This is a genomic window from Candidatus Melainabacteria bacterium RIFOXYA2_FULL_32_9 (genome assembly GCA_001784615.1).
In the GTDB taxonomy this organism is placed as follows: Bacteria; Cyanobacteriota; Vampirovibrionia; order Gastranaerophilales; family UBA9579; genus UBA9579.
This window is the reverse complement of the sequence record MFRQ01000130.1, coordinates 1-18,073: the sequence shown is the minus strand read 5'-3', so window position 1 is coordinate 18,073 and position 18,073 is coordinate 1. Positions and strand designations below refer to the sequence as shown.

Here is an 18,073-nt window from a genome sequence, read left to right as displayed (position 1 = left end):
TTTCCAACTCAAACTAAATATAATTATTATGTAATTATATTTGATAAAAAGCGTTGATAAAGTTTCTTTTTAATTGATTGTTACTATTATTAAAGATGTATTTTGGTAATATCCATTACCTAACTTAAGTCATCACCTATAGCCACTGAAACTAGCAGACTTAATTAAAGCTATTAGTTTACGTTATTGCACTATTGTATTCTGAGTTTACTTACTTAAAAATTCTTCTTCAAGGATTTCTGATTCTCTTATTGATCTTTGATTTAAAAGGTAAGTAACAAGAATAGAGGCTCCTATTCCTGTAAGGTTGATAAACCAATCATCTAAATCACAACTTCTTAATGGAACATAGTCTTGAATCAACTCTGATAAAGTGGCTAATCCGCCGCCTATCATAAGTATTGCTATAAGGTAATGGTTAATCCACTTATTTCCAAAAGCTTTAATTATAATATACGTTGAAAATGTTGTTGTACCGTAAAAAACTATAAAATGAAAGATTTTATCTATGCCCCCAGGGACTTTTATGGGTAAAATACTTAGTAATAACCCAATGAATAGAATAAATGTTAGTATAATTAAACTTTTAAACTTACTCATAAAAATATAAAAAACCTTAACTTTTGAAACAGAATACTAGTATTTAATTGATGAGGAGTTTGTTTCTGGAGGAGCCTTGAAAACTCGTAGGTGACACAGTCACATAATTATGTCACCAATCATTCCGGTGATGACCTAATTATGTGCGTTAGCACCAGCGACGGAAGAAATTAACTCATCATCAAAACTAATTTAACTGAATATATTATTATAAATTATAAACTTGCGTCTGTGAAAGTTCATTTGGATTATTTGAATATAATTTTTCAAAAAGAATAATATCACTAAGAGCGTAAAACATCCAGGCTTGTGCCCATCTGATATATGGGGTTTTATTCCAGAAATATTTTCCTTTTTGGTAGTAAAAATATCCCTTTTTATCCTGAAAAACATTGATTAATTCAAGAAGTTTTTTCTCAATTTTTGCAATTTTTTCCTGATTATTAGTAATTTTGAAAAGTTTGAGTCTATTTATAAGGATAATTGCTTCAGCGATCACATGAATATCGACGGGATAAAGGTTATTATTGTAATACTTCGGCATTCCTTCATTTGTAAACAGTTCATCAAAATAAAAATCTGTTACTTTATCTATAACTCGGGTTAAATCTATTAAATTTAGATTTTCTTTAATATTAATAAGGCTTTCAATATTAAAGGCTGTATGAAAGTTGTCAACCCATCGATGAAATGGCTTTGTCCCATAAGGCCATGATCCGTCTTTATTGATATCAGAAATTGAGAAATTGAGTGATTTTATGATTTTTTTATCTAAATCAGGAATTTTAATATATTGGTTTAAAGATGATAAAAAGCTTGCAGCAAGAAGATTAGCATTATGCACTTCTGCATCTTCTTCTGGTATATAGCCAAAACAAAGTTTGTTTTCATCTTCAAATTTAATCATCTCGTTAAGAATAAATTCAGCAGCCTGTACAGCGAGTTCTAATGACTCTTTATCCTGGAAAATATTATAATATTCTAGTAATGCCTTACCAACACACACAGTTGTAACTATATTTGGTGTATCTATAGGTACAAAGAAAGCCCTTGCCTGCCATTCAAAATTATATCCCCAGCTAATACCTTTATATCTATGTATATGTGTTTCTTTTAACTTGTAGAATAATCTTTCAGCTTCATTTTTGTATTGATCATCATTTGTGGCTTTATACATATTCAGGTTGCCTAAGAGGAACAATGCACCTGCTTTAGGATTAAATCCCGGGGAAACGAGTAAAAGCTTCCTGAAATTTACAGGACTTCTTTTACAAAATTGAATTAGGGCAAGTCGAAAGAGTTTGCTTTTATATAAAGGTGTATCCTTAAAAAGCTTGCTGTTTAGGCCATCAAATACATCTATGCCTGTATAATCATGTTTGATGACATAGTTATATAACCTGTTAAAAGAGTCGTATATATTGCTTTTATCCCAATAGTTCTTCATAAATGCCCTTTAATTGGTTTACTATTACACTAATATCAAATTTTTCCCTGGCTATATTGAAACTCTCTTGACCCATTTTATTCCTAAGTTCTTTATTATTTGCCAGAAGTTCTATTTTATCAGCAAGAGCGTTATAATTTCCAGATTCAATTAAAAAACCGTTTACTTCATCTATAACGGCTTCAGGAACTCCACCAACAGGAGTTGATATTATTGGTAATCCATTTACCATTGCTTCTAAAATTGAGATTGGCAGTCCTTCAGTATAAGAGGGTAAAACAAATATATCTGAGGTCTCTATAATTTTCTCTTTTTTATCTCCAGAAATCCAACCTGATATAAACATTTTATCTTGTAAATTATTAGATTCTATTAATTTTTGGAAGTGTTTATAATCACCGTCCCCATATAAATATATTTTAATATTATCGCTTTTTACTTGTTTTGCGGCTTCAATAATATCATAAACACCTTTATTACGGCATAATTTACCTAAAAACAAGGCTTTTATATCTTCAGATGTTTTTATTTTAAGCTCTTTTATAGTAATTGGGTTATATAATACTTTAAAATTGCCATCAGGGCATATATTCATAAGATCAATTTTGATTTTTTCGGATAATATTAAGATTAAATCACTTTTATCAAGTATATTTTTAATATAGGCCTTTATTAGTGGATGAGAATTTTTGTAAAATTCGTTAAATCTAGCTGGATGTATATTAAATATAACCTTTTTATTGAGTAATTTTGCTATATTTACGGCTATTGATTTTCTAAATAAGCTTGCACCTGTAGATACATGGATATGGATTATCCTTAAACTCTTATTTTTAAACAAGATAAGGATATATTTTAGTAAAAAATAACCAAAAAACAAGATTTTACTAATGATATTGCCATTTTTGCATGACGATAAAAACATTACATTATCAAAAGATCCTTGATACAGCTTTATTACGGAGGAAATTCCTCCAAAAGAATCTGGATCAGGGCCTATCATTAATATTTTTGAGTTATTTTTCATAATTTTTTAACTAATTTTCTGTATAAAGCATAATAATTTTTGCACATTATTGAAATATCAAACTGCTGTGCGTGCTTATGGGCATTTTGTGCCAGATAATGCATTTTGTTCTGGTTATTGTAAAGCTCTAAAATCTTATTAGCCAGATCAGTATGGTTTTCACTTTCAAATAACAAGCCATTCTCTTCAGGATTAATTATATCATTTGAACCGGAAATATTACTGGCAATAGCAGGTAACCCTGAAGCCATGGCTTCTAGTAAAACTAAAGGCAAGCCTTCATGTCTTGATGGCAATATAAACAAGTCTGCCTTTGCCAGTAAATCAGGAATATCGTTTCTATTACCTAAAAATGAGATTTCGTTTTCTAAATTATAATTCTTTATAAGATCCTTTAGATACTCTATAGACGCTTTATCATAATCATACACACCACCTACAAAACTACAGGTAAAATTCAGGCCTTTATCTTTACACTCTTTAAGGGCTTTTATAAGTATGTCCTGACCTTTTTTATGATATGTAATTCTGGAAACATTTATTATATTTAATGTTTCCATGTTTCTATTATGTTGTCTGGTAATATTACTAACCCTTTTAGTATCAATACCGTTATATATCAGGGTTTTTTTCTTGATTCCATTGTTATTACATTCCTCTAAAATAGCTTTAGATATAGCTATATTCATATCTATAAAAATTTTATGGATAAAGAGATTTAATCTGCCTGAACCACCGTATACTAGGGTTGTTTTTTTGATGTTATTGTTTTTAAATAAGTTCATGATTGGGTTTGTAAAACTATTGTGTTTAAAAAGACTTAATTTATCTGGCTTTTTAAAAATCACAGAGTCATGAATGGTGTGAACTAACTTTAATTTATAGTTTATCAGCTTGCACAATATTGCCCAGTATTTACTGCCATTATTATGAGAGTGAATAATATCTATATCGTGCTTTTTAACTATATCAAGGAGTTTAAATAGGTATTTAGGGTTTTTATCACGTTCTTTTTTATTTAGAAAATAAGCGCTGTAGCCGGTAGAAATTAATTGTTGCCTTAATTCTTCGTCTATTACATCATTTATAATGACAATGATAAACTCAACATCATTATTTGATTTGTTATAACATTTTTTATCGCTAGAACATAAATTGGATACTTTAATTAAATCAACAAGCAGTCTCTCTGCTCCTCCAATAGCTAGAGAAGAGATTAAATGGAGTACCTTTAGTTTTTGTTTGGTCTTTTTCATAATAATTATGTGTTTAATAACTATAAATAGTCATTAATATTAATATTTTCTTTAATTACTCTGGCTGGTATGCCTGCTACCAATACGTTTGAAGGAATATCTTTGGTTACGACAGAATTGGCTCCAATTACAACGTTATCAGCTATTTTTATCGGGCCGATAATCTTAGCACCTGCCCCAACTAAAACATTATTCCCTATTTCAGGTACTTTAGGATTGCGGCTGCTCCCTCCAATTGTAACTCCCTGAGAAATTATACAGTTTTTACCTATTATACTGTCAGAATGAATCACTATTCCAAGTCCCCCATAACCTAGAATGGTGTTTTCTCCAATTTTGGCAGTATAAGGAAGGCTGCACGCAAATATAACCCTGATAAATAACTTGATTAACGCAGGTAACAAAGGTATATGGGCAAGATAAAGCGCTCTTGCTATCTTGTATAAAAAATAAACTACTCCAGACATAATAAAACTTTTTTGTTATGTAACTTTTCTAATTTTACTTATAGAAAAATGACAAAGCAAATATAAAAATTCTGGTAATATCAGTTTTATCGGTAAAGATCAGAATCTAATTAATGAGAATATTATCATTGCAAGGTGCTTTGCACTGTCATCGCGAGGTTTCTAAAAGAAACCGTGGCGATCTTTTCAATTCTGAATAATAGCTGAGCACAGGAATGAGCTTGCGCAGCTCCCGCTTCGCGCAGGAAGCAGCCTACAAAAATCACAAAAGATAGAATGAGTTTCGTTTTTAGTCCAGACCAGCGAAGCTGCTTTTCCCAAAAACTTCACTCCCGCTTCGCATTTTTTCATCAAAATCTTTAATGATTTTTTCCGCTGTCCTTAATAGCATAATGGATAGATTGCCACAGATTCCTTTGGAATCTTCGCAATGACAATTGTACATTTTTTATTTTCTGGATAACCTCTTAGTTCTCCAGGAATAATAATTTTACCTTTATCAATCCATTACCAGTTTATCTCCTATTATGGACAATATTTTCAGTCTGGTAGGTTCCACAACGTTATTATAAAAGTCTTTTAAGAATAAGCTTGTTAAGAATATATATAAAGTAAAAATAATTGGAACCATTATTAATATTGTGATGTAATCCGGTAAAGTCAGGTAATTTAAATATAATTTTAATGGAATAATAACAGGAATTTGTAAAATAATTGGAATAAAAAATTTGGACAGATATGATAAAAATTCACTGAAATCCCACTTAAAAACAAAACAGACACGAATAAACAGTAAGAAACTTGCAAATAAATGAGCAACAAAAGCTGCTATTACTACTCCTTTTAGGTTTCCAAGTTTGATTCCTATAAAGAATGCCACGAGACATATTGGTGTAATAAGTAAAAAGTGTTTTAGGTTTTGTTGAGGCATATTAACAGCATCAAATAAAACATGAATAATTGAAGCTGTTATACGTACAAAGATATATCCCAGAATTAACTGGAAAATTAAAATAGAATTGTCCCACCTTGCTCCATAAATCAGGTTGATTAGCTCTTTTGCCAGCATTATCTGAGCGAAAATCAATGGATATACTATAAAAGCTTGCTTTTCCATAAGTGAAAAGAAAGTAGTTTTTAAATCATTTTTATTTGCTTGTAATTTTGAAAAGATGGGGAAAAATATATTGCAATGAAGACCTACGAGTAATCCTACAAGTATTGAAGCTTTATCAAAGCCAAAAAAGTAATATCCTAATAAAGTTGGACCTAATAAATACCCGATAAATATGTAATCAGAATTATAAACAAAGAATGTAAGGATCGTTTTAGGTAAGAAACTTTTGCTATAAGCAAAAGTTTGACTGAAAATATCTTTACTAAAGTCTATTGAGAATTTCCATCCTGTTATAACAAGATAAATTATACAACTTGCTGAATTAACGATTAATAATGGAATTACATAACTTAAATAACGGAAACCTAAAAGAGCAAATACTATTATAAGACCGACATTTAAAAGACTTTGAACTATTTCTATTTTCGATACCACGTCTTGTCTCATATTCTTAATAAGCAAAGCCCTTGGTATACTTATAAAAGAAGTGATCAAAAGTGATATTGCTGCAAAAAATAGAATATATTTTACTTCAGGGGTTCTATAAATATTTGCAATTACAGGAGATATTATGATCATTATTATAGCAAAAACAATACCTGCAAGAATATTGAGTAGATAAACTGAGTTAATATCAGTCTTTGATAGATTCTGACGGCTAATTATAAAAGTTTCCATTCCAAATTTACTGAATACATCGATTAAGCCGCTAAAAGTTGCAGCCATACTTATTATTCCAAAATCTTGCGGTAGTAATATTCTGGCTACAACAATTCCTGAAAAGAGAGATAAAAATTGCCTGAATATGCTTGCAAACATTACGAATGATATATTTTTTGACAGACTTACTTTCTTTTCAGTATGTATGTTCATTAATAGGCTCTCCCAGATCCTTTTTTAAGCTTTTCATAAGTGTTTAGCATAAATAATGGAAAATGGCTAAGTAAAAGAGCCATTAAAAATTTTAGATTAAATATTTTAGTATGTGAATATCCAAGACTTTCTAGAAGATTTTTCCTTGCAACAAAAGAATCTCTAGATTTATATAATGCCCAGCTGCCAATTGACCATAAAGCATTGCTATAAGCTTTATTTTTTATGTTTAATAGTTTGCATTTTATCAAGCAGGAAAATAAATTATGTTTATTAAGTGCAAAATGATATAAAGCTTCTTGCAGCAGACTTGTATTTTCAAAAGCCTTTTGTAGAAATTTTAAATAGCTGTTTCTAAATTTTTCCACTTCACGAGTCCTGCTCAAGCTGTTTTGGTGTACCCTGACGTAGGTTAATGTTCCGTTAATACAATGAAACTCATAAAAAAGTGCTACTCTAAAGCACAGATCCCAGTCTTCACAAAAATTCAATGTTTCATCAAAATATCCCACTTTTTCAAAGCACTCTCTTTTAAACATGGTTGTAGAAGGTCCAGGATAAGCTTTATCAGGTTCTGTCAAAATATATTGGAGATATTCTTTATTATTTTTAGCCTGACAAGTTTTTTTGCGTATATATTGGCCATCAAAAGTTTTATATAAACTATGGTTAGATACCATGCCTATATTACTGTTAGTATTTAAGATTTTGATATGTTTTTCTAGTAATTCATGGTGCCATAAGTCATCTGAATCAAGAAATACAATGTATTCACCTTTTGAATGTTTTATTCCGTTATTTCTTGCTTTTGCAGGACCACTATTTTCCTGGTAAATATATTTAATTCTTTGGTCTTGAATCTCCTTAATTATGTTTTCAGTATTATCAGCCGATCCATCGTCTATTATTAGAATCTCAAAATTTTGATAAGTTTGTTTGAGTACAGAATCGATAGCATCTGTAATTATATTAGCTCTATTATATGTTGGAATAACAACTGAGATTAGTATATTCATCTAATTCTATCGTTTAACCTTATTTATTATTGGGACTTTGGAATACATAAGACCTAAAATTAAAAATAACCATATTTGTATAGTAAATAAATTAAATGCAGTATCAAATAATCCTTCAAAAAAGAAGCATACAATAACAATGCTGGTTGATGAGCTTAAAACTTTTGCTAGTTTCGTATTAGTTTTAAAATTACTATATGCTGCAACTATGGTGTAAATCAGGAATGATAATACTATTATTGAGCCTATTATTCCAATTTCTACAATGTAATGGAGACAAAAATTGTGTGCCTGAAAATCATTGTATGATGATGGAAGAATATTGCCGGGTAGATAAACCCATACAGCGTCTGTATAAGATTTTAACCCTGTTCCAAACAATAAAGTACGTGTACTACTGGTAATAGCAGTAAATACTACCTCCCATATATCATTTCTGGGAGCTAGTGTCGTTATGTATGATGTATTTTTTAAGAAATTGTATAGTCCTAAAGCCACTAATAACACAGATACTAATATTGAGAGAAATTTAAGCTTATTTTTCTTAATCTGAAATAGGAAAAATATGATACCAGCGACTAATCCTAGCAAGCTTGCTCGAGAATATGAAATAATGACTCCAGTTAGGAGAATTAAAAGTATCATATACCCCTTCTTCTTATTTTTTACCAGAAAATGATTTATAGGTAAGAAAAATAAAAAGATCATACTTAAAAAAGGACCGAAATGATTAAAGTGAGCAAATGTGCCTCTACCATGCCATACTAACTTTGATCCTAGTCCAATATATCCTAAAAGACCTCTTTCTGATTGAAAATTAGCTCCAAAACTGCCCGTTAAAGATTGTAATATGCCATAAGATGCTTGAAATATTCCTATAAATAATATGAATCTGATGAGATTTGATATTTTAATCTCTTTAGTTCTTATAAAATAAATACTTAAGTAAAATACAGTAACTGTTTCCCCAAATTTTAAAAAGCCTTGATATCCTCTATGGCTAATAGAGGTAAACCCAGCCAGGAAATACAAGATTAGCAAGATAATAATCCATTTATCAATCCTCGTTTTGGGATTAAATCTCTGATCAAGAAAAAGTATTCTAACTAAAGCCCCTATAAAGCAGAGTGAAATTAAGATATCTGTTTGATTAAACGGTAATTGTCTGGCCTCAGTTTCAAAGGGGAATACATAAGTTGACAATAAAAGCATTAAATAAAAGCAATATTTGGGTTTAGCCACTAATAAAGTCAGAAAAATAACCCCTAAAAACATTATGAGTAATTTTTGGATTGGAAAAAATAATATTAATGCTCCAAAAATAATTGATAAAAATATAAAAAACAGATCTAACTTCTTAAAATTACTCATAATATATTCTTTTGTTTTAAATTACTGATAAGGTTTTATTTGGAAATAAAGAACGTATTGTTTTTTCGTCGCTGATAAAATTGCTTCGCATTTTATAGGCTTTCTCAAAAATAATCTGTTCTCTATGAAGTCTGACGGGATTTTAAAAATAAAAATTTCAAGGGGAAATTTTGTTTAATGAATTGTTTGAACAGCATTATAAAAAATATAGAATTTGTAACCAGATATCGCTTCCACATGCGCTTCGGTTCTTGATAGAGCCTATATAACCACTCTAGGCCATATTTTTGGAGAAATTTAGGGGCTCTTTTGACCTTTCCTGCAATAACATCAAAGCTGCCGCCTACCCCCATTACAAAGGGGACTTCCATTTTATGAAGATATTTATTTATAAAAATCTCTTTCTTGGGTGATCCCATTGCAACAAACAAGATATCAGCACCTGAGTTTTTTATATCCATTGCGATGTTTTCCTCTTCATCAGAGGAATAATAACCATTTCGGTATCCTGCAATTATTAATTCAGGATATTTTTGTTTATAAATTTCTATTACTGTTTTAACTATAAACTCTTGAGCTCCAAAAAAGTAGACTTTATATCTTTTCTTGCTTGAATAGGCAACCAATTCTTGCATTAAATCTATACCGGTAACTCTTTCGGGGATATTTATTCCTAAAAATCTAGCCCCTAAAATTATTCCGGCTCCATCAACATTGATTAGTTTGCACGAATTTATTATATTTTTTAATTCTTTATTTTTTTGCGCATAAACTAACTTAGCAACATTGATAACCACATGTTGTGTAATTTGCTTTTTCTCTATGAATTCAGAGATTCTGAATAACGTTTCTTCCATTGTTAAAGGGTCTATGTTGATGCCAAAAAAGTTTATTCTCTCTTTATCCTTCATTTTCATTCCATTCCAGGTCAGTTATTTCTGATTGTTGTGTAAGTTGGTCTCCTTGATGTTGTAAATATTTTTCATATTCTTTTTCCAATTGGGAATTTGATTCTCTAATAATTGTGCCAATAATCGGAATACCGGCATTCCTAATTGATTCAGAGATATTTTTTAGGGTAGAGTAGGTAATTGTCCTGTTTGCTAAGAGGACAACTCCATCGGACAATCTTGATATGATTAAAAATTCAGGTGTAACGTGAGCTGCTGCTGTATCAATTAATACCCAGTCAAATTTTTCTTTTAAAGTTGATACTATAAGGTTGAATGCTGATGTCCCAAAGAATTCATATGGTTCGATAACAATTTCTCTATTTCCTAAGTGCATTATTCCATTATTATCCATAATTAATGAGTCTAAGATATAGTTATCATCAAAGGATTGTCTCTTTCTTATCTGGTTTTCAAGATATATTATTAAATCAGATAAATTAACTTTTACTTTATCTTTTATTTCTGCACTTTTGTATATTGTAGGAATCCTAAAATCAGTATCTATAATTACTACAGAGTGTCCCTGTTTTTTTAATCTTTGTGATAATTGATACAGAATTGATGATTGAGGTTTTTTAAGTGAAGTTGAGGTAAAAGTTAAAACTTTTGCGTTTTGCTTATAACATTTGATTAACAAGCTTGATAAAGTGTTATTGTAAGCAATATTAGCAATAGCCTGATTATGTTGATCTTCATTAAATCGTTCAGTCCAGGTAATTGAGCCTATTATAGATGACTGTGTTATGTGTTCTATTAATTTCGGATCATCGCATACATCTTCAATTAATGTTTTTAAGATAGATGCACTAAAACCAAAACCGCATCCCAAGAATATTGTAAGTATAAATACATGTAGAGGACTTGGGAAAGATGCTGATTTGGGCAAATTTGGTGAATCTATAACTATAACATTGCTAACAGCTTCTGCTTCTTTAATTCTTGCTTCGATTTGTTTTTCTTTTAGCTCATCATAAGCCTTACTTAATGCTTTTTCTATTTGCTCCAGGTTGTTTAAGGTGAATTTTTTCTCAGGAATCTGGGATAATAAAATATTGATCTTATTTATACTATCATTTAAAGATTGTTGCTCAGATTCTAAGCTGATGAACCTTACTTGATTGGTTATTAAGTCTTCAGCCAATTTTTCTCTTACAGGATCGAATATGTTAATTTTCTGATCTTGAGCATATTTGCCCAAACTTAACGTGATTTGTCCTTTTATCTGCTCTTTTATAGCTTTAATTTTATTTTTTTGAGCTATTATTTTAGGATTTGTATCTGATAATTTGATAATATCATATTCATACTCCTGAATAGCATCATTTAAATCGTTTCTTAATTTTACAAGACTTTGATTGCCTGATCCTAATGCTACAGCATTGATTACTTCATTTGGTTTTAGGGATAATTTTTTTTCTAATTGGTTACTTGATACTTGCAAACTATTTGCAGAAGCAGTTATTTCCTCTAATTTTGTTGAAAGAATAATTTTTTGGTCTATAAGTTTGTCTGATTCTGTATCAAGATTTATAGCCAAATTTTCTGATTTATATGATTTGATTTTGGTTCTTATATCAAAGAGTTTTTCTTCTATTTCGGTAAGCTTCAAATCAATGTATTTACGTCTTGTTGTTCTGATTTTCCTATTGATAAGAAGATTAATATTGTCGTATTCCTCTAATACTGCATAAAGAAGTTTTTGTGCTTCTTCTGGATTATCCCATTTTAAAGTAATATTTATTATATCTGTACCGGTTTTACTTTTAGCATCAATAATTTTATCAGGATTTATCTTGCCATTTTTAGGATATTTTTCTTTAATATGACTAATCAGATAACTTTTTATCTGATTTGATTTTAGTATTTCAATTTGAGTCAAAATAGGATTACCGGCTGAGGTTAATGGAGCTAATTGACTATTAGTATCTAAATTTGCTACAAAAGCCTCTGTCGTTAAATCCTTAATCCAGATTTTTGCTGTTGATTTATATGATGGCTGATAGAAAAAGACTAAATATATCACAGCCCAAACAGTAATTATTACTGTAATTGTAAGAATTAAATGCAGATCTTTTAAGAGATTGCGAATATATCTATTTTGGGTAAGTTTACTATTAAGATTCATTTTTATTTACTCTATTTGCCTATTATTCGGGAACTGTAATATCAAATGACCAATTATCATAGGTATTTGTATAAGTATTTGTCTGCGTAGGGCTGTATCTATTAGGCTTAAACATTAAAGCCCAATTATTATATGTACTTGCAAAGGTATTTGCAGGGATAAATAATCTTGTCATATAATCAAATGCTTTACCGGCAAGGGGTCTGACCTTTTCAGGGACATAAATTATGTCATTTGGCATAAGTGCTATATCGTTACTCTTAGGATTCACAACTCTTGTTACAAGCTTTCCTGAAACATCAACTCTGCTTATATAAACTTTTGCAGGTGCATATGCCGAATCAGATAAATAACCACCTGCTGAGGTTATAGCAGAGCTTAAATTTAATGACTGAGAACTGTCTAATTTTATTAACCCAGGATTATTTACATACCCATATACCTTAACAGGGACAAATTTTGGAGAGAAAGTTGAGCTGGCATATTTTTTATATTTATCTTCACTTACAGCTAATGGTGTTGGAAGTCTTGGAATATGAACTATATCACCGGTAGTTAAATAGATATCCTGCGTGGTATCGTTATTTTCAAGTAAATCTAGTAGATTCACCTCAAATTCAGTTTTATCAATAGAATTAGTGATTTTTGTATGTTCTAAATCTGCATCAAATGATATGCCTCCAGCAGCAACAATTACATTTGAGAGAAGAGGAGCTTTTCTTTCTATCTGGACTTCAGGCTTACTATCCAGGGTGGTTTGTTTATTTGTGGTATCAGTGTTTATTTCATAACTGCCAGGATTTAGTACAGCCCCGGTAATATAAACTATAAAAGGTTTAGTTTGATCAAGTTTAATAGTTATTTGAGGATTTCTCAGATATTCCTTATATTTCAGAACAAGATATTCGTATAATTCATCAATAGTTAACCCTGACACTTTTAAAGCTCCTAAAGGTACAACAATAATATTTCCATCGGGCTGAACACGAATTTTTTCCTGATTAAATTCTTCAGAATCATAAACATAGATGCTTATAATGTCATTTGGCCCTAAAATATACTTTCTTGAGCTTACATTATAATTTGTTTTTGAAGCATTCCCACTTAATTTTGCAGCTACATTACTGTAGTCATTAGTATCAACTTCTTTTGCAACTACAGCAGGCATTATTAAACACAAAATTGTTAAAATAATTATATTACATTTAATTGTTTGCATATTTTTCAGACAGCAATCCTGTAAACATTGTTTTAAGGTTTTTCTTACTTGAAATTTTATTATTAATCTTATAAAAACTATATTTAATTGGTAAAATTTCAAGTATTTGAGGGCTTTAACCTATATAATTTTTAAAGTCTATATATACTTAGATATATTAAATTAAACATAGACTATTAAAACTAGTTATATAAGATTTATTAAGAATAAGTTAACTAAATATTTTGATGAAAAAGTTGCCAGTTAGTAAACTTGATGAAATTAAGTATAGAAAAATGTGTAAAATATGTAAAAATGTTTACTCTGAATTTTTATATATTTTTAATAATAATGATTGATATACAAGTTCAGGACTGAAAGATATTAAAAATATTTAGTTTGACTGGTATGTAGCAGATCAAGTATTAAAAACTTTGATACGGTTGTTAAGCTGGATTATAAATATATTTTCCAGTGGAGCTTGTGTTCTGATTTAAAAATTATTTTGAAGACTATTCCCGTAGTTTTATCCGGAAAAAATACAGCTTAAAGTACAGTTATTTTGCCTTAATTAAACAAAGTATCAGTTACAAAATAACCATAGAACAAAAACTTTGTTTAGGATAAAAAATATAGAGAGTGTATCAGATATTATGGAATATTGTTGACAGCTATTTAATCCTCTTATCTGATATCTTAAATAGTTTGAATTTTTAGACTTTACAACCTTAAAAAATATCGTAAATTATTTTCAGAGTAATATAATCGATAAAACTTAATATGAAGAAAGGATTTCTTTTTCTATTAGGATATATAATACTGTTAATACCATTATGTTATTTTATTATGAATTTAAATATCTTTTCAAATAAATAAAAAGGATCTGCAAGGAGAATATTTGATGAAATGGCAAGATCTTACAGTGTTAGTCACTGGAGGTACAGGATCATTTGGTAAGAAGTTTGTTGAGATAATGTTAAAGGAGTATCATCCTAAAAAACTTATCATCTTCAGTAGAGATGAGCTAAAGCAACATGAAATGCGGATTTCAGGCTTTGATCATCCAAGTCTTCGTTATTTTATAGGAGATGTTAGGGATTATAAGCGTTTAAATAGAGCTTTTAAAGGTGTGGATATAGTTGTTCATGCTGCTGCAATGAAGCAGGTTCCAGCCTGTGAATATAACCCTATTGAAGCGGTTGCAACTAATATTGATGGCGCAAGAAATATAATTGATGCTGCTATTAATAATGATGTAAAAAAAGTTCTTGCAATGAGCACAGATAAAGCAACAGCTCCTGTAAATCTTTATGGAGCAACCAAGTTAGTTTCAGAGAAACTCTTTATCCAGGCAAATTCATACAGTACCGCAGAAGGAGCCAGATTTAGCTGTGTGCGCTATGGAAATGTAGTAGGAAGTAGAGGAAGTGTTATTCCTTTATTTAAAGAGCAGAGAAAGACAGGAAAAGTAACCATTACTGATGAAAGAATGACTCGATTCTGGATTACTCTGGAGCAGGGTGTGCGTTTTGTTATATCACGTATCGAAAAAATGCACGGTGGTGAGGTGTTTATTCCTAAGCTTCCCAGTATGAGTATGATAGCATTAGCAAAAACAATTGCACCAGAATGTAAAATTGAAAAAATTGGAATTAGACCTGGAGAAAAATTACATGAGTCTATGATATCTGAAGATGAATCAAGGCAAGCCGTCGATTTAAATGATTGCTATGCAATTTTGCCGGCACATTTTTGGTGGTCAAATGATTTATGGGCTCATGGGGAGAAACTTCCAGAAGGTTTTTCATATTCAAGTAATACTAACAAACAGTGGTTAACTCCTTCAGAGCTTTCCAAAATGATTGATGAATAAACAGAAAATTCAAAAATGAAGATAATTCCATATGGCAGACAGGATATAAATGATGAAGATATTAAAGCTGTAATTGATGTTTTACAGTCTGACTGGATTACGCAAGGTCCTGCCATTGAGAGATTTGAGAAAATTGTTGCTGAATATTGCGGAGCTAAATATGCAGTTGCAGTAAATAGTGCGACATCAGCATTGCATATAGCCTGTCTTGCAGCTAATCTTGGTTCTGGTGATATTTTATGGACCTCTCCAAATACTTTTGTTGCATCTGCTAATTGTGGTCTATATTGTGGTGCTAATGTAGATTTTGTAGATATTGATCCTAAAACATATAATATATCAATTTTAAAGTTTGAGGAAAAATTGGAAGAAGCTAAAAAAATAGGTAATCTTCCAAAAGTTGTTATTCCCGTACATTTTGCGGGACAATCCTGTGAAATGGAAAAAATACAGGCAATATCAAATAAATATGGTTTTACTGTAATTGAAGATGCTTCTCACGCAATAGGAGGAAGTTATAAAAACGCCAAAATAGGCTCCTGTATCTGTTCAGATATGACCGTGTTTAGTTTTCATCCTGTTAAAATCATTACTTCAGGGGAAGGAGGAATGGTTTTAACAAACAGAAAAGACTTATATGAAAAATTAATTCGATTGAGAACCCATGGTATTACAAGAAATCCTGGCTGTATGCAGAATGATTCCTCTGGTCCTTGGTATTATGAGCAACTTGAATTAGGCTTTAATTATCGTATGACAGATATTCAGGCTGCTCTTGGAGCAAGCCAGATGACTCGTCTTGATGAATTTATAAGACAACGGCATATTATCGCAAATAGATATAATGAGGCTCTTAAGGATTTACCTGTAACTTTGCCTTATCAATATCCTGATACTTATTCAGCTTTTCACCTTTATGTGATCAGATTACAGCTTGATAAAATAAATAAGTCACATTCTCAGGTTTTTGAATGTTTAAGAAATGCAGGAATAGGAGTTAATTTGCATTATATTCCTGTTCATACACAGCCATATTATCAGAAATCAGGCTTTGGATGGGGAGATTTTCCTGAATCCGAAAAATATTATAGTGAGGCAATTACACTACCTTTATTCTACAAGCTTTCCTTTCAGGACCAAGATTATATTATTGAGAGTTTAATTCAGATTCTTACAAAGTAAATATTTGGTAAAGGTATAAAAATAAGTGATATAGAACATATTCAGAAATAAAATTTTCTAGTGTCATTGCGAGGAACGAAATGCAATGCAGTGACGAAGCAATCTAAAAGAAGATAATAATACTTTTTAGATTGCCGCGCACCTACGGTGCTCGCAATGACAGTGCGACAATTAGCTAAATTATAACACTGAAAAAATTTATCACTTTAATTTTTACCATTACCAAATATTTTTTATAGAAATCTCTAGAGATTATAATCAAGGCATTTTGAGCATAATTCCTGTTCGTGTAATCTGCCTTCTTGATATTTTTTAATTAAATCTTGATATTTTTTACCGTTATAAATTTCTGATATGGAGCTTTCTTTTACATTTCCAAGATTAAAAGTGCAATTAAAATCTGTATCACAACAAGAAACTGAGCCGTCAGAAAATATCATAAAATCTTCTCTGTCAATTCTATTGCACTTTTTAATCTTATTATTGGTGATAGTTTCTTTTGAATTATCATTGCAAACGTTTTGAGAAAATAATTCAAGTTTATTTATGCTTACTATATCAACTTTATCACCGTATTTATCCATAAAATCATGAATTTCAGAATTCATATCTGGAAATTCAATCATTTGTGCTCTAATAACAGGTTTAAACTTATTTTCCTGTCTTTTTAATTCAACAAAATTTTTCAGGTTATTCTGCACACGATAAAAATCTAAATTTGGAGCTATTTTCTTATAATTATCTTCTGACATAGCGTTAACAGAATAATTCAGAATATCTACCGGATATTCAAGCAGTTTTTCTTGAATATTTTTATCAAAAATCTCACCATTAGTGCTTAACCAAATGGTTCCCAATGTATCAAAAGATCTACAATAATCCAATATCTCAAAAAAATCAGGATGCAAAAGTGATTCGCCGATGTTATACAACCATAGACCACTAATACCGACTTCAGCCAATTGTTTTATGACACTTTTAGCTAATTGAGTATCCATATGCTTTTCTTCTCTGGTTAATATGTTCCTCGGGCACATGGTACAATAGCTGTTACATTTGCTGGTCAATTCAAGTAAAACTCTTTTAGGAAAATTAGTTGTATTTTTTATTACACTAATCCTTTTCAAAGGTAAAGTCTTTTTTCCTTCTTTATATGCTTTTTCAATAAGTTCCTGTCCACTTAATATTTCAAGTTCATCTGTTGTAATAATATAATTAGCCAGAGTAACAGAATCAAATCTTGCAAGTAGGCCTTTTCTCATTTCCTGTGAGAAGACATTATTATTTATTTTTATTGAACTAATATTTACGTGTTCCATTATTTTTCCTTTTTATTCTATTATTATATACTCTGAATAATATTTAACCTCAAATATAGCTTAAAATACTGCTTTCATCAAAAGCAATATTACACTAAGTCGGCAAAATAATTATTATTAGTTCATTTTACACCTAATACTTTGTTTAAAAGATTTTAAAATGAATTAACCCCGCAGCAGAGCTACGGGGTATCTACGTGTGCGATTACTTAAAACAAACTTAGTTGCTCACTGTGCAGTTTTTTATAC

General features: G+C 30.2%; 14 protein-coding genes. 2 read left to right on the top strand and 12 right to left on the bottom strand.

The features are described from left to right. Positions 1-207: 207 nt before the first annotated feature. From A2255_00535 to A2255_00485, 11 genes are all read right to left on the bottom strand, one after another. Positions 208-600 carry a hypothetical protein gene (locus A2255_00535; GenBank protein ID OGI18019.1) on the bottom strand — a complete coding sequence of 131 codons (393 nt, stop codon included), beginning with the start codon at positions 598-600 and terminating at the stop codon, positions 208-210. Positions 601-808: 208 nt separating this feature from the next. Next, positions 809-2,047, bottom strand: a complete 1,239-nt coding sequence (locus A2255_00530; GenBank protein OGI18018.1) for a hypothetical protein — start codon at positions 2,045-2,047, stop codon at positions 809-811. Next, positions 2,028-3,074, bottom strand: a complete 1,047-nt coding sequence (locus A2255_00525) for a hypothetical protein (GenBank protein OGI18017.1) — start codon at positions 3,072-3,074, stop codon at positions 2,028-2,030. The genes A2255_00530 and A2255_00525 overlap by 20 nt, the downstream gene beginning before the upstream one ends. Next, a complete protein-coding gene (locus A2255_00520; GenBank protein ID OGI18016.1) occupies positions 3,071-4,330 on the bottom strand; it encodes a hypothetical protein in 1,260 nt (419 codons plus the stop codon). The genes A2255_00525 and A2255_00520 overlap by 4 nt, the downstream gene beginning before the upstream one ends. A gap of 20 nt (positions 4,331-4,350) precedes the next feature. Further along, entirely contained in the window at positions 4,351-4,797 is a 447-nt protein-coding gene (locus A2255_00515) for a serine acetyltransferase (GenBank protein OGI18015.1), read from the bottom strand. Between the two features lie 499 nt (positions 4,798-5,296). Next, positions 5,297-6,787, bottom strand: coding sequence for a hypothetical protein (locus A2255_00510; protein ID OGI18014.1), 1,491 nt, complete (start codon positions 6,785-6,787; stop codon positions 5,297-5,299). Continuing rightward, complete coding sequence (locus A2255_00505; GenBank protein OGI18013.1) at positions 6,787-7,803, bottom strand: hypothetical protein; 1,017 nt, start codon at positions 7,801-7,803, stop codon at positions 6,787-6,789. Before A2255_00505 ends, A2255_00510 begins: the two co-directional genes overlap by 1 nt. 6 nt (positions 7,804-7,809) lie before the next feature. Further along, positions 7,810-9,174 carry a hypothetical protein gene (locus tag A2255_00500; protein OGI18012.1) on the bottom strand — a complete coding sequence of 455 codons (1,365 nt, stop codon included), beginning with the start codon at positions 9,172-9,174 and terminating at the stop codon, positions 7,810-7,812. A 122-nt stretch (positions 9,175-9,296) separates the two neighbouring features. Then, the gene (locus A2255_00495) at positions 9,297-10,085 is read right to left on the bottom strand and encodes a UDP-N-acetyl-D-mannosamine transferase (GenBank protein OGI18031.1); all 789 of its coding nucleotides are present in this window, start codon (positions 10,083-10,085) and stop codon (positions 9,297-9,299) included. Further along, on the bottom strand, positions 10,075-12,252 hold the full coding sequence (locus A2255_00490; GenBank protein ID OGI18011.1) for a hypothetical protein: 2,178 nt from the start codon (positions 12,250-12,252) through the stop codon (positions 10,075-10,077). The genes A2255_00495 and A2255_00490 overlap by 11 nt, the downstream gene beginning before the upstream one ends. A 22-nt stretch (positions 12,253-12,274) precedes the next feature. Beyond that, entirely contained in the window at positions 12,275-13,573 is a 1,299-nt protein-coding gene (locus A2255_00485) for a hypothetical protein (GenBank protein ID OGI18010.1), read from the bottom strand. Positions 13,574-14,351: 778 nt separating this feature from the next. Between A2255_00485 and A2255_00480 the strand changes: the two genes are divergently transcribed. Both A2255_00480 and A2255_00475 read left to right on the top strand, forming a co-directional pair. After that, a complete protein-coding gene (locus A2255_00480) occupies positions 14,352-15,323 on the top strand; it encodes a UDP-N-acetylglucosamine 4,6-dehydratase (inverting) (protein OGI18009.1) in 972 nt (323 codons plus the stop codon). A 15-nt stretch (positions 15,324-15,338) separates the two neighbouring features. Then, positions 15,339-16,505 carry a UDP-4-amino-4,6-dideoxy-N-acetyl-beta-L-altrosamine transaminase gene (locus A2255_00475; GenBank protein ID OGI18008.1) on the top strand — a complete coding sequence of 389 codons (1,167 nt, stop codon included), beginning with the start codon at positions 15,339-15,341 and terminating at the stop codon, positions 16,503-16,505. Positions 16,506-16,750: 245 nt separating this feature from the next. Here the strand turns inward: A2255_00475 and A2255_00470 are convergent, their stop codons facing one another. After that, on the bottom strand, positions 16,751-17,824 hold the full coding sequence (locus A2255_00470; protein OGI18007.1) for a hypothetical protein: 1,074 nt from the start codon (positions 17,822-17,824) through the stop codon (positions 16,751-16,753). Positions 17,825-18,073 lie beyond the last annotated feature (249 nt).